This is a genomic window from Anaerococcus urinomassiliensis (assembly GCF_900128425.1).
Classification (GTDB): Bacteria; Bacillota; Clostridia; order Tissierellales; family Peptoniphilaceae; genus Anaerococcus; species Anaerococcus urinomassiliensis.
Map to the genome: position 1 here is coordinate 1464173 of NZ_LT635782.1, position 17730 is coordinate 1481902.

At 36.8% G+C, this 17730-nt stretch carries 16 protein-coding genes; 2 read left to right on the forward strand and 14 right to left on the reverse strand.

Going from position 1 to position 17730, the window contains the following annotated elements; genetic code table 11:
• Positions 1-118 precede the first annotated feature (118 nt).
• The 13 genes from tet(M) to BQ7474_RS07960 all read right to left on the reverse strand — a co-directional run bounded on the left by tet(M) (position 119) and on the right by BQ7474_RS07960 (position 13825).
• Entirely contained in the window at positions 119-2038 is a 1920-nt protein-coding gene (tet(M), locus tag BQ7474_RS07895) for a tetracycline resistance ribosomal protection protein Tet(M) (RefSeq protein ID WP_000691727.1), read from the reverse strand.
• Between the two features lie 15 nt (positions 2039-2053).
• Positions 2054-2140: a tetracycline resistance determinant leader peptide gene (locus tag BQ7474_RS07900; protein ID WP_011058339.1), complete on the reverse strand. Its 87-nt coding sequence runs from the start codon at positions 2138-2140 to the stop codon at positions 2054-2056.
• A gap of 274 nt (positions 2141-2414) precedes the next feature.
• On the reverse strand, positions 2415-3347 hold the full coding sequence (locus BQ7474_RS07905; RefSeq protein ID WP_001224319.1) for a conjugal transfer protein: 933 nt from the start codon (positions 3345-3347) through the stop codon (positions 2415-2417).
• Complete coding sequence (locus tag BQ7474_RS07910) at positions 3344-4345, reverse strand: bifunctional lytic transglycosylase/C40 family peptidase (protein WP_000769868.1); 1002 nt, start codon at positions 4343-4345, stop codon at positions 3344-3346. The genes BQ7474_RS07905 and BQ7474_RS07910 overlap by 4 nt, the downstream gene beginning before the upstream one ends.
• Positions 4342-6519 (reverse strand): CD3337/EF1877 family mobilome membrane protein, encoded by a 2178-nt coding sequence (locus BQ7474_RS07915; protein ID WP_000804748.1) that lies wholly within the window; start codon positions 6517-6519, stop codon positions 4342-4344. The genes BQ7474_RS07910 and BQ7474_RS07915 overlap by 4 nt, the downstream gene beginning before the upstream one ends.
• 2 nt (positions 6520-6521) lie before the next feature.
• Positions 6522-8969, reverse strand: coding sequence for a conjugal transfer ATPase TcpF (gene tcpF / locus BQ7474_RS07920; RefSeq protein ID WP_000331160.1), 2448 nt, complete (start codon positions 8967-8969; stop codon positions 6522-6524).
• Positions 8953-9345 carry a conjugal transfer protein gene (locus tag BQ7474_RS07925; protein ID WP_000723888.1) on the reverse strand — a complete coding sequence of 131 codons (393 nt, stop codon included), beginning with the start codon at positions 9343-9345 and terminating at the stop codon, positions 8953-8955. The genes tcpF and BQ7474_RS07925 overlap by 17 nt, the downstream gene beginning before the upstream one ends.
• Positions 9346-9433: 88 nt before the next feature.
• Complete coding sequence (locus tag BQ7474_RS07930) at positions 9434-9931, reverse strand: antirestriction protein ArdA (protein ID WP_073998360.1); 498 nt, start codon at positions 9929-9931, stop codon at positions 9434-9436.
• Between the two features lie 116 nt (positions 9932-10047).
• A complete protein-coding gene (locus tag BQ7474_RS07935) occupies positions 10048-10269 on the reverse strand; it encodes a hypothetical protein (protein WP_001009056.1) in 222 nt (73 codons plus the stop codon).
• A gap of 42 nt (positions 10270-10311) precedes the next feature.
• Positions 10312-11517, reverse strand: a complete 1206-nt coding sequence (gene mobT / locus BQ7474_RS07940) for a MobT family relaxase (RefSeq protein WP_000398284.1) — start codon at positions 11515-11517, stop codon at positions 10312-10314.
• Positions 11518-11694: 177 nt separating this feature from the next.
• On the reverse strand, positions 11695-13080 hold the full coding sequence (locus BQ7474_RS07950; RefSeq protein ID WP_000813488.1) for an FtsK/SpoIIIE domain-containing protein: 1386 nt from the start codon (positions 13078-13080) through the stop codon (positions 11695-11697).
• A gap of 28 nt (positions 13081-13108) precedes the next feature.
• Positions 13109-13492 (reverse strand): YdcP family protein, encoded by a 384-nt coding sequence (locus BQ7474_RS07955; protein WP_001234286.1) that lies wholly within the window; start codon positions 13490-13492, stop codon positions 13109-13111.
• Between the two features lie 18 nt (positions 13493-13510).
• The gene (locus BQ7474_RS07960; RefSeq protein WP_000420682.1) at positions 13511-13825 is read right to left on the reverse strand and encodes a YdcP family protein; all 315 of its coding nucleotides are present in this window, start codon (positions 13823-13825) and stop codon (positions 13511-13513) included.
• Between the two features lie 807 nt (positions 13826-14632).
• Between BQ7474_RS07960 and BQ7474_RS07970 the strand changes: the two genes are divergently transcribed.
• Positions 14633-15001, forward strand: coding sequence for a plasmid mobilization protein (locus BQ7474_RS07970; protein WP_019107245.1), 369 nt, complete (start codon positions 14633-14635; stop codon positions 14999-15001).
• Positions 15001-16371, forward strand: a complete 1371-nt coding sequence (locus tag BQ7474_RS07975; RefSeq protein WP_073998362.1) for a relaxase/mobilization nuclease domain-containing protein — start codon at positions 15001-15003, stop codon at positions 16369-16371. The genes BQ7474_RS07970 and BQ7474_RS07975 overlap by 1 nt, the downstream gene beginning before the upstream one ends.
• A 188-nt stretch (positions 16372-16559) precedes the next feature.
• Here the strand turns inward: BQ7474_RS07975 and BQ7474_RS07980 are convergent, their stop codons facing one another.
• The gene (locus BQ7474_RS07980; RefSeq protein WP_073998363.1) at positions 16560-17702 is read right to left on the reverse strand and encodes a single-stranded DNA-binding protein; all 1143 of its coding nucleotides are present in this window, start codon (positions 17700-17702) and stop codon (positions 16560-16562) included.
• Between the last annotated feature and the right edge of the window lie 28 nt (positions 17703-17730).

Consider the following 17730-nt stretch of genomic DNA (forward strand, 5'->3'; position numbering starts at 1 on the left):
TATCCACTTGTAGTTTATAATAACTATCTCCTCCTTTACACTTTAATTCAAATCTTTATTAAAAAATATTTCATCTTATTTAACAAGAAACCATATTTATATAACAACATAAAATACACTAAGTTATTTTATTGAACATATATCGTACTTTATCTATCCTACTATTTGGACGACGGGGCTGGCAAACAGGTTCACCGGTAGTAACATGGTACCCTTTTAACTCTGTTAAACAAACACTACGTCCATTTGTAAAGAAAGTTAAATCACTACGATATTCTTGAATACATCGAGCAGGGATTTCTCCACTAAGAATGACCTCATTATTTTTCAATTGAGTGTCTACGATGTTCGCACAATATTTAGGAGCATCGTTGTATGCTCGTGAAAGATATTCCTGTGGCGCATAAATTTTAAAACTAAGATATGGCTCTAACAATTCTGTTCCAGCTTTTTTTAAGACTTGTTCCAATACAATAGGAGCAAGCATTCGAAAATCTGCTGGGGTACTAACAGGGCTATAGTATAAGCCATACTTAAAACAGATTTTACAGTCCGTCACATTCCAACCATACAATCCTTGTTCACAGCCATAGCGTATCCCCTCCATAACTGCATTTTGAAACGATTGATTTAAGTATCCAAGAGAAACCGAGCTCTCATACTGCATTCCACTTCCCAACGGAAGCGGTGATACAGATAAACCAATGGAAGCCCAGAAAGGATTTGGCGGCACTTCGATGTGAATGGTATATTCTGCATTTTTTAACGGTCTCTCCATATAAATGACTGTAGGCTCTTTTAGTTCTATCTCCACATGATACTTTTCTTGCAACAGTGCACTAATCACTTCCATTTGTACTTTCCCTAAGAAAGAAAGTATAATTTCATGTGTCGTAGAATCCACGTAATATCGTAGAAGCGGATCACTATCTGAGATTTCCAAAAGGGCATCAAGCAACATTTCTCTCTGTTCAGGTTTACTCGGTTCAACAGTTGTTTGTAGTAGAGGGTGCGGATTTTCAATCTTTTTTCTCTGTGGCAATAGTTTTGTATCTCCAAGAACACTATTTAACTTCAAAAACTCATTTTGCAAAATAACAATTTCTCCAGAATAAGCTCTATCAATCTTACATAATTCACCATTTATTGAAGTATACATTTCTGTAACTTTTATTTTTTCTTTTTCTGATACTCTAACCGAATCTCGTAAATGTAGTACTCCACTATAAAGGCGTATATATGCAAGACGTTGTCTTTTTTTTGTATATTCAATTTTGAAAACATTTCCGCAAAGTTCAGACGGACCTCGATGTGTTGATGAATAAAATTTATTCGTAATCACTTCTATAAGGTTATCAATCCCTATATTGTTTTTTGCACTTCCGTGATAAACAGGGAACAGGGAACAATTATGAAATCTTATGCTTTCCTCTTGTTCGAGTTCCAATGCTTCTAATGATTTACCGGACATATATTTCTCTAAAAGGTCATCGTTTCCCTCTATTACCGTATCCCATTGTTCAGATTCGGTAAAGTTCGTCACACACATATTAGGATACAGTTCTACCTTCTGTTTGATTACAATTTCGGCAGAAAGTTTCTCTTTAATATCCTGATAAACCGTTGATAAATCAATTCCATTTTGGTCAATCTTATTGATAAAAAAGATTGTGGGAATCCCCATTTTCCTAAGTGCATGAAATAATATACGAGTTTGTGCTTGTACGCCATCTTTTGCAGAAATCAGTAGAATTGCCCCATCTAAAACTGATAATGAACGATATACTTCTGCTAAGAAATCCATATGTCCTGGCGTGTCTATGATGTTCACCTTCGTATTTTCCCACTGAAAAGAGGTTATTCCTGTCTGAATTGTAATTCCTCTCTGACGTTCTAAAAGCGTATTATCCGTCCTCGTTGTACCTTTGTCCACGCTTCCTAATTCTGTAATCGCTCCACTGTTATATAATAAGCTTTCTGTTAAGGTAGTTTTTCCTGCATCAACATGAGCTAAAACTCCAATATTAATAATTTTCATGTGATTTTCCTCCATTCAAAAACCCAAAAGGGCATAAAAATCCCAGTGATAAATACTTTTATCACTGGGATTTTTATGCATAACCATAGGTATACAAAGCATACAGATATTCTCTGGATACTTTAGAATCACATGATAAAGGTATTCTTAAACTGGGTACAAAAAACTAAGCCCTCCTAAAAAAGGACATCTAATTATTTGTTCCCGCTATCAAATTGACAGTTTATTTAAGAATACCTTGCCGCATATTTATTAACTCCTTTTAAATAGTCACTTAAATAATAGCACGTAAGAGCATATTTGTAAAGGAATCTCCAATTTTTTATCAAAAAGAGTACATGATTACAAAGTATCTGTAATCATGTACCAATATTTGTTATTTTACAATCTTCCAATTACTCCCGTTCTTTTCAAGTACCAAATCAAATTGAGATACCTGCGTTGCTTTGGTCTGCTGGTCGATATACTCCACTGTCAGCGATACCGTGACTTGATTATCCTTACGATTGTGAATAGGATTTACCAGTTCTTGAAAGATGTACTCTTTTCCGATTGGTTTTAATATCCCGTCATTCACATAGTAGGAAAGTTCACTGGCTGTCGCTGTAGGATAGAGCTTGAAGAACGTCGTTAAAAACTCATTGATTTCATTGGTTGTAATGGAATCAACCGTCCCCTCACTTTCAATGGCTTTTGGTTTATAACTTGATTTCTTAGGTATGTTGGTAATGGTCGGATTCTTAACCAGTACCATATTTCCAGAACCATCTACATAGACACTCACTATATAAGCAGAGTGGACGGTCTTTGTATTTTCTCCCTCTGTAATGAGCTGGTCTACACTGTAGGTTACATTAAACTCATTGTCGCCAGTTGGCTCTACCGTCCATATCTGAAATCCTCTTACAGAAGACGATACAGGAATATCTTTGCGTACTGTATCAACATTGAGAGCTTGAAGTTCATCTGTCAGATAGCCTTTTAGACTTTCCATTCGATTATCAATGGACTTATCGGATTGCTCCCATGAATAGTAGACTTTCGCAAAGTTCTCTACAAAATTTTCTACATGATGAGTATCAACGTATTCCTTTTCTATGATAGTTGTTTCGTGAATAGTATGAGTATCTATAGCTGTAAAGTGCTTGAATATCGCAAAGCTGAAACTAAGCCCTAAAAGTACCCACAAGGCAATCACAACCTTTTTATGAGGATTGACCTTATAGACACGAGGTTTCTTTTCCTTTGGTATCTGTTTTTCTTTATTCTGATTTTTTCTAAATTTCATCATTAAATCTTCCTTTCTCATTGTTTGATTCGTCCTGCTCCCACTAAATGCTGTTGCCAGTAGGGGCTTGTTAAGTCGGCATAACCGATTGGGTCGCCTGCATGAAACATACGGTTATTGCCAAGGTATATCCCAACATGAGTAATATAAGAGCCAGCGTTATAGGTAGAATGAAAGAAAACCAAATCGCCAGCTTGTGCTTCCGATAGTGGGATATGCTGGGTCACATCATATTGCTGTTGTGCGGTTCGTGGTAAGTTAATTCCAGCTTTTCCATACGTCCATTGTGTCAGTCCGCTACAATCAAAAGAAGTAGTCGGGGAAGCTCCACCGTAAACGTATCGCCAGCCCTCATATTTCAGTGCTTCGTCCATGATGGCTTGTACCGTATCATCATCAAACTCTGTTGTGACAAGATACTGCGTTACCAGTTGCACATAAAACATATTGCCATAGTTGTATCGCCAGCCCCCATTGATAGGTATGGCTATGGGATTGGGGTAAGACACTTTTTCGCCACCTGAATACTCTTTTGAGAAACTTTGAGCCAGTTCAAAGGTATATTTATTTCCACGATTAGCCACATACCCTAAGAAACCACCACCATAATTGTAGGACTGGATAACCGATTCTAAATCTACACTGAGCCTTTCGCTACTGGCTAATAATTCACTGAAATACTTCACACCTTGCTTAATGGATTCTTCTGTACTCAATGAATTAGGTGGAAGACCGAGGGATTCCGAGGACTGCATAACATCTTCCGCAGTACCGCCCGATTCCACCTGTATAATCGCAAGAAGTATGTTGACATATTCTTCAACGCCATATTCTTTGGCATATTTTTCTACCATAGGCTTATGAGCCAGCACTTCTGCGGAAACATTCACACCTCCATAATGAATATTGGAAATTCCGCTGTCCTGTTCATCTGAAAATAAAATGGCAACAAACAGAAGCAGTGAGAAGACCATCAAGAATAATCCAGAACCACCAATCACTAAAGTTTTCAACTTCATGGTTTCTTACCGACTTTCTTAATGGTGGCGGTTTTGATTGGTGGTCTACTTCTTGTATTTTGTAGTGGTACTCTTTGAACAGTAGACGGACGTTCTTTTGTGATTGGACGTTGTGAAGTTCTATCTGCTGTAGTGGTTGAAGTTGCTGGCTTTTGAACGGTTTTTTCTTGAACGGTATTGCCTTGGCGTTCCACTTTTGGACTTGAAAAATCGGACTTAACTGCTGGACGCTCTTGTTTGGCTTGTTGAGATTCCTTATATGAAGTCTGAATATTAGACTGTTTTGAGGTCTGTTCATCATGATATTGTTCTTGTCTTGTAGTCGGTCTTTCATGAACAGAAGAAGCAGGCTGTTTTTTCTGTTTGACCTGTTCCATTTCAGAGCGACGCTTCGCAATGGTTTTTCGCCTTTGTTCCTGCTGTTCCTTGCGTCCACTGGCTCTGTCCGCTTTGGTTTGAGAAATACTACTGGTTAAATCACGGACATTCTCTTTTACTTTGGATTTTCCTTGATATACTGCATATCTTGCATTGGTCGGCAAATCTTTAACCTGTTCTTTCAAACCACTAGCAGTGTCTACCATTCTGTCTTTGGTATCAGCTACTGTACCGATGGTTTGACCGATACGTTTTCCAAGTGTTGATTTTTCCTTTCCGTCTGGTCGGGAGTGATCTGCTTGTGTCCTTGCAGAACTCCCCGAACCCGACTGTCCTTTTTTACCTGTAACAATGGCAGACCCAGCCCCTAGAGTAGTCATGGAACGTCCAAGTTTCCGCTGTAGACGGTGCATGTGAGCGTGCATAAGCATACGAGGTTTTCTCATCACACGACTTCCCACACTTTGAGAATCGTTACTCTGTAGAGAAAACATACTCATTAAATCGCCCAGCTTGAAGTAGATTCCTGCAAAGGTCACAATCTGTAGAAAAGCAATCAAAAAGAACGGATAACCAGCCGATAAGGTATAGAGCATGGTTGAAATACTAAATGCTGTCGTAATAATCAATGTGATTCCAGCTCGTGTCAAAATGGTATTAAAGAGCTTTGTTATGGCTCGTTTTGACATACCATCAAATGATGGAATCATGCTTAAAATAAAGCTCACAGGCAGAAACATAGCATAGATGATAAAAAGTACCTGCGAGAAAATCATGATTCCTGTTAATAGGAATACAAATATGGAAATCCCAATATTGAAGACAAATAGGAAGAAGACTGTACCTAAACGGTTAATGGTCTTTGTAATGGTTAGATTGGTATTGCTTCTGTCTTCAATTTCTTCCGCAACAATTTTTTCTCTGTCTTCGCCATTGTTGGAATCTGGGCTGGTGGAGAGCAGGCTTTCCACACGGTCAATACCGATACTTTCAATGTCTGAACTGTTGTATTGAAGCAGTAGCCACGGTTGCTGAACCTGTATGGAAAACAGGCTATCTCTGATTAAGTCCACGCTGTCCTTGCCTTGACTATCGGAATGGGGCATGACAATCTTCGTGCCAAGTGATAAACTGGCATTACTGATGTCTGATGAAAAGTCATTGATTTTTTTAATGTAGTCGGGAGCGTAGGCAATAAAGGAAGCCGATAGGATAAACACCAGCACAAAATTCATAATGGCATGAATTGCCTTTGTGGTTTCTCTCTTTATCAGTCCCGTATAGGCAACATAAACCCCAAGAACCAAAATCAAGAGTAAGAGGAATCCAACATAGAAACCCTCTGTTGAAAATCCGTTTGCACTCACACCAGCTAAGGTCTGCATATTCTTACCAATGGAATCTGCTGTAGCGGAAATGAAGTCTAAGGAATAGGCTTCCTGTACTAAGTAACCTGTCGCATTGGAAACATACAAACTGATTGTCCAAATAAAATTGGTAATGGCATATAGTCCATACATGACCTGTTTTCCAATCCCGTCCGACCAGTTCCACGGAAGCCAGCCCCAGCTATTATCCACATAAAAATCCAGTTGATAGTTTTCAAGTGGGTATCGGCTGTATTCATTTGCCACATTGACCGTATCATCTACCAAGCCCGCAGCTTGAACCACCGTTCCCAGCATGGCTAAAAGAAAAATGGCAATCACAAGTGTGAAAGCCACTGTCATTGCCACTTTACCTAGACGTTTCAGCGTCCAGTTTGATTTTATTCTGTTTACTATTGATGGTTTCACATTTACACCTCTTTTCGCACAGGTGGTCTGGTATCAAAGGCATGGAGCAGTTCTTCAAATACAGGGTGGAACTGTATCACACCGACACGACCATATAAATCACTGATAAGGCATTGCCCGTTTTCCAAATCACGCAATCGCTTCTGATTGTTTTCGTCCTCTGGGTCTACACCAAAAAAGGCTAAGGTCTTTTTAATCTCGTTAAGGTCAGTGGAACGAAATGCAAATTTTAAGCCGAGGTTATTTTTCAGTTTTTCATCTAAGAGGTCGTCTGTATTTTGGGTCACGAAATATACCCCAGCGTTCATAGCACGACCAGCCCGAACCAGCTTCATAGATAGTGTTTTTCCTTGTGCTACCTGTAAAAAGCTCCATGCTTCGTCTAAATCTACAATCTTGAAAATGCTTCGGTCTGTATGGATAAAGTCTAAAGCAAAGGTACTAATGACAATCAGCATAGCAACGGATAAAAGCTCCATAGTGGTATATTCCTCAAAGGAAGTTTCCTTGTCGGGAAGTACCAAGTCCGCAACCTGTATAATGTTCAGTTGTTTTTCTAAGCTGATAGACTGCTCCACATAACCATTACTGAATAATAAATGTGCAAAGTCATAGTCTGTAAAACTTTCGATATGGTCGGCTATACTGGTACTTAGTGGCGTATTCTCAACCCGTAATTCCTCAATCACTTTCATCAACCCTCGTACTTCACTATTGGTTACTGCACGAATGGCTTTTCTAAGGATTGGGAAGCGTTCCCCATCACGAGAGGAAATCCCCGTAAGGAATGTCAGAATATCAATAGCCAGTGATTCAGAATCTTTGGGATTTTTCATAATCACATAAGGGTCAAGTAAGCCTTTGTTTTTCTCATCAGAAGTCAGAGTGACGATATTGATTTCATGGGAAATCTCTGGCAAGGTTTCTTTCCATCTGCCACGTTCTGCTTTTGGGTCTACAATCACTGCTTGTGCCCCATAAAGCACCGCATAATAGACGATAAGGTTATTCGCAAAGGATTTACCACCACCCAGCGAACCAACAAAAGCCGACGCTAACGCATTGGTTACTGAACCCTTAACCCCTTGACTGGCAAGAGCAGGTTTCAGATAGACATTGCGTCCAGTATCTAAGCTGTAGCCAACATAAATCCCCTCATTTTCCCCCAGCATTTGAGTAGCACCAAAACCTAAACCAGCGAGGAAATCAGAGGTCACGTATTGAATATAATCATTCATATAACGCTTGCTGGCAGGTAAAAATTCTTCATGTAAGCCGAGCATATCCCCAAATGGTCGTACCAGTTTTACGCTTAAATCGTCATAAAAATCTTTCACTTCATTACAACGACGTTTGAGTTCGTCAAGATCATTTGCTGATACCCTTACCACATAAGACAGCTTGTACATAGATTCCTTGCTTTGGTCTAAATTGGTTTCCAGCTCATTCACACTTTCCAGAGCTTCCGCCACATTGGAGCTGGTTTCATTATCACTTTGCCAAGCGTGGTTATCCAAGTCTTTCAGTTCTTTCTTTTTATTGCGGACAGTAGATAGGGCTTTACGATTCGCTACAATTTCCACATTCATTGACGTATCAATCGGGAATGTAAATTGCTGTTGCTGGTAGTAGAAGATTTCAGAGGACGGGAAGTCCAGTTCTCCGACAATGCTGTTAATGGTAAAGTAAGCTACATAGACGGTTTCATCTTCCTGCTGGATTTTCAAATATCGCTGTTTTTCTTCCACCAAACAGCGAGTAGGCTTAATCAAGTCATAGTATTTAATCAGCGTTTCATTATCCAGCTTTTTCTTTGATAGATGGTACTCATACTCTTCATAGGCAGTGCCTGTCTGTCCGTAAAGGTGTTCAATCAGATAGCCGAAGTCGTCCTTATCTAACCTGCGGATTTTGAAACGACGAGAGATTTTATTTTCTAAGAGCTTTTCCATCTTCTGAAAACGCAGGATTTCATCATTACTCATACTAACAAAATCGCCCATCAGCTTATGGTTCACATCATAGACAAAATCAGACAAAGCATTTTTTGCTTCAACGGTAAGACTTTTCATAGAAAACTCCTGATCGTTGAGAAGCAACTTAAAGCCGATAAAGAAACGGTAGTTCACTTGATTTTCGCCAATCATGGATATTAAAGCGTCTGTCTGTTGGTCGATTTTGTCATAGGCAACCGCTTTGAGCTTGCCAGTGACTTCATTTTTGGAACGCTCTTGTGCAGAACGTATGCTGGATTCTGTACTGATTTGTAAAGCATGAATTTTGCCATCACGATTTTGTGCGATAAGCTGTCTGAAAGAATCATGCACTTGTATTTTCTGTTCTGGACTTAGAAATGAGTAATTGTAAGGAACAAGCTCATAGTAAGCATAACATTCCCCGTCTTTATTCCAGACGAGATTGTTTTCAATGTATTTAATTGGATATGCCATAAAATTCACTCCTAACTGCTGTAATGGCTTCTTGTGGCTGGTTTCTGCCAAGCGTTACTTTTTTTCCTGCATAGGTCAGCTTTGGTCGCAGTGCATAAGCAATGACAGACTTCAAAAATCCATAAGGCTTTTTACCATCAAAAGTTTTTGTAGACATAAACCATGTGAAAGCCACAGGAATCCCAAAGTATTTGAGAAATGCTCCCTCTATCATGGAAAGAGGGGGCAAGTTGCCAAGTATCATCACTGCAAAGAGTGACACGACAAACCATGTCATTTGCGTAAAGGTTATGGGAAACGGAAGTCTAAAATCATTGATAGAATACAGTACCTTTTCCACAGACCAGATACTGGTATAGCTTCGTATTTTCTTCATGTAATCAATCCTTTCATAAAAAATAGGGGTAGCTGATTGAGCCACCCCGTAAAATAGAAAATCTGCCAGTAGTAATGTACCGACAGATTTAATAGACGATTTCAAAAATCCCATGATTGGTTGAGATAAACGTTCCTGAAAGGTCTAAATCCCGACCATAGGCTTGATAATCAATATAGTTTTGAAGACTAGCTGGTACTTCGCCTAAAGCACCCGTTTCTTCAATGTAGTAGCGTGCCACGTCATACATATCATCACAATCGGAATGAATGATAATATCCTCTTGATGTTCGCTTAGTTCTTCAATGCTTGAAAAATGAGTGAGCAGAGCATATAGCTCCGATTGTAATTCTTCGGGTAATTCCGATACCATTTCCCATAGTCGATTGAGTTCGCCAATGGAAGTGTATTCGTCAACCGTAAAGGGTAACTCGTAGTCATGAATGGCGTATTCCTCATATTCATCATTCAAGCCGATTTTCTCTTTGACTTCCTCAAAGTCAATGGGAAAGGTAAACCACGCACCGACCAATTCGCCCTCATTGTATTTGCCTAAATTCGCAATATAGACTTGCATATCGTCCATATATTCACGTCCTTTCTTTGTAGAGATTCAAAAATCCCTACCGCACTTCGTTTGGTGTACCATTCCTTTGCGGAACATAAGAAAACCACTTATATTCCACAAAAGAACGGTTTTATTTAAGCACCAATAATGCGATTGAATAGCTCTAGTAAAATGTCTTTTACTCCAGCAGCGTTGAAGACTAAGCCAACCGCAATAATCGCAATAATTAAAAAGCCAATCAGTTTGCTAAACTCACGCTTGAAGCCAAGATACAAGCCAATCACAACGATTGCTAAAAGCACCAGTGATTGAGCGTTTGATAGAAACCAGTTATAAAGGTTTTGTCCAAAATTCATAAAAATGTTCTCCTCTCTATATTCAATGAATTTGTATTTGAGTTATTTTTTTGTTGTTATCACGTCCTGTTCTTTTACTGACTGTTGCTTCAAAATCTGCTTGTGTCGGTCTGTCAGTTTCGCATGGTCGAGAATGTCTTTTACAACCTGCGTCTGGTTGATTTCATCAAGTTTAATCGCAACCTTTAAGGTCGGGGCAACTTGATGAGATAGCCAGTTCAGCGTCCTTTGGAAGGAGTAAGGCTCTGGTTTTGTGGTTAGTTTTAATCGTTCACGATTGTTCCCAATAAACCAAGCCCATTCTTCATTCAGTTTCCAATCAGAACGAGGTTTGGAATCGTCTTTATCTACAAAACGGATATACCGATTGATAATTTTAAAGGCGGTATGCTCTGGATTGTCATAGACGAGTAAATCACGGACTGCATAATAGGCACGCTCATTTTTCAATCGAATCTCAAAACGGTTTTTTACTTCTGCGTCTTCAATGGGAATATCATTTTTCTTGTACTGCTCGTAGTCCTTTTCATAGATACAGAAATAAACTTCACTTTGTAATGAACCGATATAGAGGGTGTTTCCCATACATTCCTTTTCCTCTTTGCGTACCAGTTCGCCACTGCGATAGCTTTTAAAACTGCGGAAGACGGAGATACATTCTTCCTGTTGGCACTTTTCAGTGAGTACAGGGATATTTAAAATCCCTGTCTTATCGTTAATGGCAAGGTCAAGGCGTTTCATCACACCGCCAGCCACCAAAACGTCCATAAAGAACTCATACCAGCTTCTTTGTTGTGCCAGAAGATAGCTTTCAAATTGTCTGCACCCACGACCTTTCAATTCCACCAGAACTCCTTTGTCCAGTTCATGGGAGCAAAGGACGAATATGTCGCCTAAAGCATAATGCTCTGAATAAGAATAGAAACCATAGTCCTCATGAAGAAAATAGGACAGTTTCAGTTGTAAGATGTTTTCGACCACCTGCTGTACGTCTGTTGTCGGAAAGCGAATTCTTACATAATCAAACAGCATTTCAAGGGGAGCGTCGGGATTGAAGCGTTCCAGAGCTTCCCAAAGGGACTGCTGTAAATCCTCTGATGGCTTGACTTTTCCTGTTTCAATATCGCTTAGATACTGCCTTGTAATACCAGTCGCAACAGCTAAACGGTTTTGAGATAGTCCATAAGCCAAGCGTTTTTCTTTTAAATGCTGTAACCAAGTTTGTTCATTCAGTAAAAATCCCTCCAATCAAAAAGGCGTATGTCAACTTTTAAAGCCCATTTGACATACGCTGAAATTTTGTAAATCCCTTGTAACCAAAGGATTTTCTAATGTTTTTTTGACTGTTTCCTGTCGATTTGTACCCCCCTGTTAGATACGGGGGGTTAAGTGCTGGCGTGGCTATTGCCACACCAGCCAGCAAGATCAGTCCACACCTGCGACTTCCGCTTCGCACGTCGCCTGCGTGGACTGTCTGCTGTTGGATAACTTTTTAATTTCCTCCAAGAAATCATATCCTTTTGGTACAAGGGGAGTATAAAACTCTGATATGACACTTGTTCCTACATCAACATAGCCACGACCTTTGATTCGCTTTAAGAAGAAATCCTTTTGTACGTCACTGCCAAACATCATGCCATAGCCCATTTCAGACATACGACCTAAAGCCACTCTGAAATTAAACTGATCACGGATTCCGTCGCCTAAATATTTTGCGTCTGGACGTTGACAAGCCAGTATTAGAAAGAAGCCAGCTTGACGACCTAACATGACAATCTGTTTCAGCTTATTCATAACTGCGGTGTTTTCTTTTGTTCCCAGCATTTCCATGAAAGCGACGTATTCATCAAAGATTAAGAAGTGTGCCGGGAGACCTAAGTAAGCATAATTTTTGCCAGTCTTATAGTTCTTCATCTGCTTCATTTCCTCACTACGTTTCATCATTTCTTCATAGAATGTTTCAATGCAAGAAAGCAAGTCTTCTTTTCTATAGTAGACATTTGCCATCACAGAACCTAAGTCCGCAAGATCAGCATTTTTCGGGTCAAGAATATACAGTTTTGAATCTGTATGAAGCAAGGCTTCAATCAGTGTCAGTATAAAGTAAGTTTTACCGCCACCTGTACCACCAGCAATCAACATATGAGGGAGCTTATCATATTCCCACCATACGTTTTTCATTAAGCGAAGTTTACCATCTTTAGCTTCTACTTCATCAATAGAAATACGACTGGCTATGGTGTCATAGAGCAAAGTATATTCCACATAGGAATCCTTTAACTCTTTATCCGTCAGCTCACAGTACAAGCCACTCTCTAATTTCTTTTCCAAGTGTAAGAGTTGGTCTTGATATTTTCCCAGCGTGATTTCCACCCGTATCTGTATCAAGCCATTTTTAAGTCGATAATACATTTTAGGGAAGTAGGTTATCTTTTCCTTTGTACGACCAGCACTATCTTTAAAGAAACCCTCTGTTTTGACCTGTTCAGATTCATACCACTTGTTTTCAAGTATCATCTTTGCCAGTTTTTGACGGTGGTAAAGTTGTTTAACCGTATCATAGCGAACCCGTTTGAATACAAACGCTACCAGCAAGCAGATAAGAATTGCGACACTGAAACTGATAATTAAATAGGGAATGTCAATCTTATCTGCTTGTGATAGGTTAAAATCCTGCCAGTTGATCTGCTGGATTGTCTTCACATGAAACAGTCCGACAACCAGCAGGAAAACAGGCAGGAGTGACGCTATCGTAAAATGAAAGACTAAATCTTTACCAGATGGGCGAATCCTTTTACCACGCTGTTTCATGCGAAAAAGTCTCCTTTCTACCTAGCGACTATTTGTCTTGTGTCGGTTCTTTCTTTGCTTGTGGTTGAGCTTTGAATGAACTAGAATCCTTTGTCAGCACAATATCGTCTGCCTTGATATACCAGTCAACATCTGCTCCTTGATAGGTGGCAGTAGCAACGGTGTCCGCAATGGGATTGATAAGTTCCACCCGTGCGTTATAATCAAACTCTTTCAAAGGCACGCTGGCAGGAATACTTACTTGAATCATGCGTCCTTGTCCTTTGGATTTTAAGTCATAGGTACGTTCCTTGATTTCATCTGAAACCGACCCGTCTTCATTTTGGATTCTCACTTCACGACGTAGAGCAGAGAATTTCAATTCTCCAAAAGTCGTGTCTTTATCTAATACAATGCCATTTGCTAATCTCATCATTTTTCCTCTCTTTCTTTATTCTTTTATCATGTCGTCAGCATGTAAAAGGTAATTTGTAAAACCACGAGTGCCGATTTTGTAGCCCTCTGCGGTAATACGTGGATTGACTAACTTCACACGTTCCTCAAAGCCGAAATGTTTTTCGCCAGCTTCAGCAGGAAGCACCACCACAATATCATCTGCTCTTTGAACATCAGAATAGAGATTATAGCTTCTTGATAAGACAGTTAGCCGTCCGTTGATTCTTCGCTGAACGACTTTATCCTCGCCAGCAAATTCTAAATTGCCGAATGTTTTTTCCATGTTGGGAATCACAAATTTAAGTTCCATATTTTTACCTATCCTTTCTTTTTTATTGGCTGAATGAATGTTTGATGGTCTTAAAGAGTGGGGAACGACCTTTTGATTCTTGATTTTTTGTTTTCATAAGTTCACTTCCTTTCAAAATCGGGTAAAAAAATAGACACCTCATTTTTTGAAGTGTCTACCTATTAAATATTCAAATTTTATTGGAAGTATCTTTATATCTTCACTTTTCAAGGATAAATCGTCGTATCAAAGCTCATTCATAAGTAGTAAATTAGTAGTAAATTGAGTGGTTTTGACCTTGATAAAGTGTGATAAGTCCAGTTTTTATGCGGATAACTAGATTTTTATGCTATTTTTATTAAACAAAAATAGCAAAAATAGCAAGCACAGTAAGTGCATATGCACTTACTAAAAATGAAATAAGAATACTACGATTATATCACTTATTTTTTCCCATTTTACTTGTTGGGGAATATCCCCAAACCCCTAGATTTATAATAATTAAATTCAGCAACAAACGCTTATAATAGCCCCAACGTAAACTTGAATATTCCCTCAAAAAGTGATACAATATGAATGATAAAAATTTAAATCAGGAGATTTCCAGACGAAATATATAGAATAAATTAAACCTGTAAGTCAAGTAATCCTACTTGAATTTACAGGTTTTTCTTTTTTATTTCTATTAATAAATTTATTAGGTAGACGAACTTCAATGAGGTTTACTACGAGCTCTATATATACAATTATTATCCCATAATAAAGAGGGATTGAGAACAAAATGTAGTATTTTATTACTACAACTATAATATACGAGGAGGTTAAATTATGACAAGTAGATTTAGGAATAACGGAATCTATTTAATGTTATCTGATGAGGAGTTAGAATTGTTAAATGAAAAATATAAAGCATCTAAGTGTAAAACTCTTAGGCAATTTATTATGAAATGTATTTTAGAAAAAGATATTTATGTATTAGATATGGATGTCTTTCGTGAAATGTCAACAAATATAAGTCGTACTTCAAATAATATAAATCAAATTACTAAAAGGGTAAATACTACATCAATTATATATAAAGATGATGTAGAAGATTTAAAAATCTTATTAGAAAATCAGGCAAAAGATATTTTCTCTATACGTAAAAAAATATACTCTCTTACTAATTCTAATAGCATAAATACTGAGAAAGAATAATGGCAATTACTAAAATTCATCCTATAAAATCCACTTTAAAAGCAGCACTTGATTATATTATGAATAGTGATAAAACAGATGGAAAAATTCTAATTTCCTCCCTAAACTGTAACCCTATAACTGCTCATTTAGAATTTGAACAAACAAAAATAGAATGTAATTCTAAAGCAAAAGTTTTGGCAAGACATTTAATTCAATCTTTTTTCCCCGGAGAAACTACTGCTGAAGAGGCTCATCAAATAGGAATAGAACTATGCGAAAAAATCTTAAAAGGAAAGTATGAATATGTTCTTACTACCCATATAGATAAGGGACATATTCACAACCATATACTATTTAATAATGTTTCTTTTGAGACTGGTAAAGCATATCAAAGTAACAAAAAAACTTATCACCAAATTAGAAATCATAGTGATAATTTATGTAGAAAGTATAAGCTATCAGTTATAGATGAAGATTATGTAAAATTTAAGGAAAAGTATAAAACCAATGGTAAATCCTACAAAGAATATATTGAATTTAAGAAAGGAAAATCCTGGAAACATAAACTTCAAATCGCTATTGATCATACTATTAATAAAGCAAATAGCTATGAGAATTTCTTAAAGCTTATGGAAGAATATGGCTATGAAATTAAACTTGGAAAATATCTTTCTTTCAGGCATAAAAAACAAGGAGAAAAAGGGCGATTCATTCGTGCGAGAGAAACTACTCTTGGAAAAGATTATACAAAAGAGAAAATAAAAGAAAGAATTGAAAATAAGGTAAATGAAAATTACAAAAATAGTGAAGTATATTATGCTAAGAAATCTTATAAGAAATTTGATAATATAATAGACATAGAAAGCAATGAAAAGGTTAAATCTTCTAAAGGTTATGAAATATGGGCTAGAAAACATAATATGAATACTATGGCGAAGACCTTAAATCAGCTTAGAAAATACGGTCTATCATCTAGTATGGATTTGGAAAATAAACTCCAAGAAGAGGCAGTTAATAGGCAAGAAATCCTAAATAAGATTAAGGATATAGAAAAAGTTATGAGCGAAATATACGCAGTTATTGAAGACATTAATACTATAAAAATAAATAAGGTTATCTATAAAACCTATAAAGAAAACACAAATGATAAAGATTTTTATAGTGAATATAAGCCTCAAATTATCGCATATGAAAAAGCAATAAATACTTTAGAAAAGTGTCAATATAAAAATCTAAGTATAAAAGAGTTGTCAAAATTATATGATAAATACAAAAATAAAAAAGATATTCTTATGGATGACTACGCCAACGAGAATATATTGATAAATGAATTGACCCAATTAAGAAAGAATACTGATAAGTATATTTATAATGAATTGTATAAGTAAGGATCTGGTGTATCAGCTTCTCCAGTAGTTTGAAAAGTTTTGTTTAGGGGAGACTGTGTAAAATTTTGTGTATCAGCCCTCCTGATAGGATGTGGCTGATATTTTTTCAATATAACCCATCATTTTCCCTTAAAGACAACCAATAAAAAAATACAGGAGGCAGACTAAAAACTGCCCCCTATAATCTTTTACCTTTCTATGCTATTATCCTTTTTCTTCTTTTCATCCACTTTCATATCCCCTTTATCCTTAAATTCCTTTAATTTCCCTATTGTTGACGCTTTTGCTTTAGTATGCTCTTTAGCTTTTAATAACTTTGCAGAGTATACTTTCAGACTTGTGTATTCCTTATTATCCTTTCCCATACTTTTCTTTTCTTTGCCAAATAGGTGTACAAAATCTCCTTTTTTCAAATTTTTTACTTGATTGATTTTGTCATTATAGGCGTAGCAACTGATGAATTTTGCATTTCCTTCCTTGTCATTTTCAGCAATAGAAAAGGAGGCTACTTTAAAGTCCCTCCCATCTTTTGATTTTAAATCTTTAATTTCTATATCAGTTGCTATATTTCCATCTATATTTAATGTATCCTTTTCTTTATTATCTATATCTTTCATTTCTTTATCTCCTTGTTCTTGATTAGCTTCTAAGTTTTCTTTTAACTCTTCTTCATCTATATATTCAATAAACTTTTCATCAATAAGACCCATAACTGAATCGTTCATATAATTATCATAGGCATTATTAAGAACATTTTCATTTTCTACTCCTGTTTCAAGAGATATAATACCTTTTACAAATTCTTTATGATTATATTCTGCTAAAAAATCTATTGTATTTTTCATGCTTTCAAAATTTGTATTTCCCATATTTGCTATTGTTTTTATATCACTTGCGTATCTAACAGAATCCCATTCATACTTTCCACTTTCTTTGTTAAACTCTACTCTTGTGGCTAAAATAAATTGCTTCCCGTCAAATAAGGTAGCTTGATTATCTTTCACATCCAATACCATAGTGTCTCCAAATTCAGTTTCAATTACATTTCCCTTTTTTATATTCATTTTTATTCCTCCATTTCTATTTTTATCTTTCTTATCTGTTAAATCTTTTATTTCTTCTTCATTTCCGTCACTAATAATAAATTGTTTTATTTCTTCAACTGTTGGATCATCAATTGTAGTCTGAATAAATTCAACTAATTTATCTTCTGAATCGGCAAAATTTTTAATTCCATATTCAACTATATTGTTGATTATTCTCTGAGTATTACCATCAAAAGAAAAATTTTCTCGAATAAATTCATTAAATATATCTCTATCAAATTCCATATTTTTTGTCCTCTAATAATCTCATTTA

What these genes read in the sequence shown, in the direction of transcription:
- BQ7474_RS07900 (WP_011058339.1), bottom strand. Translation starts at nt 2,140, where the DNA reads ATGCTTTGTATACCTATGGTTATGCATAAAAATCCCAGTGATAAAAGT.
- BQ7474_RS07905 (WP_001224319.1), bottom strand. Translation starts at nt 3,347, where the DNA reads ATGAGAAAGGAAGATTTAATGATGAAATTTAGAAAAAATCAGAATAAA.
- BQ7474_RS07910 (WP_000769868.1), bottom strand. Translation starts at nt 4,345, where the DNA reads ATGAAGTTGAAAACTTTAGTGATTGGTGGTTCTGGATTATTCTTGATG.
- tcpF (WP_000331160.1), bottom strand. Translation starts at nt 8,969, where the DNA reads ATGGCATATCCAATTAAATACATTGAAAACAATCTCGTCTGGAATAAA.
- BQ7474_RS07925 (WP_000723888.1), bottom strand. Translation starts at nt 9,345, where the DNA reads ATGAAGAAAATACGAAGCTATACCAGTATCTGGTCTGTGGAAAAGGTA.
- BQ7474_RS07930 (WP_073998360.1), bottom strand. Translation starts at nt 9,931, where the DNA reads ATGGACGATATGCAAGTCTATATTGCGAATTTAGGCAAATACAATGAG.
- BQ7474_RS07935 (WP_001009056.1), bottom strand. Translation starts at nt 10,269, where the DNA reads ATGAATTTTGGACAAAACCTTTATAACTGGTTTCTATCAAACGCTCAA.
- BQ7474_RS07950 (WP_000813488.1), bottom strand. Translation starts at nt 13,080, where the DNA reads ATGAAACAGCGTGGTAAAAGGATTCGCCCATCTGGTAAAGATTTAGTC.
- BQ7474_RS07955 (WP_001234286.1), bottom strand. Translation starts at nt 13,492, where the DNA reads ATGAGATTAGCAAATGGCATTGTATTAGATAAAGACACGACTTTTGGA.
- BQ7474_RS07960 (WP_000420682.1), bottom strand. Translation starts at nt 13,825, where the DNA reads ATGGAACTTAAATTTGTGATTCCCAACATGGAAAAAACATTCGGCAAT.
- BQ7474_RS07970 (WP_019107245.1), top strand. Translation starts at nt 14,633, where the DNA reads ATGACAAGTAGATTTAGGAATAACGGAATCTATTTAATGTTATCTGAT.
- BQ7474_RS07975 (WP_073998362.1), top strand. Translation starts at nt 15,001, where the DNA reads ATGGCAATTACTAAAATTCATCCTATAAAATCCACTTTAAAAGCAGCA.
- BQ7474_RS07980 (WP_073998363.1), bottom strand. Translation starts at nt 17,702, where the DNA reads ATGGAATTTGATAGAGATATATTTAATGAATTTATTCGAGAAAATTTT.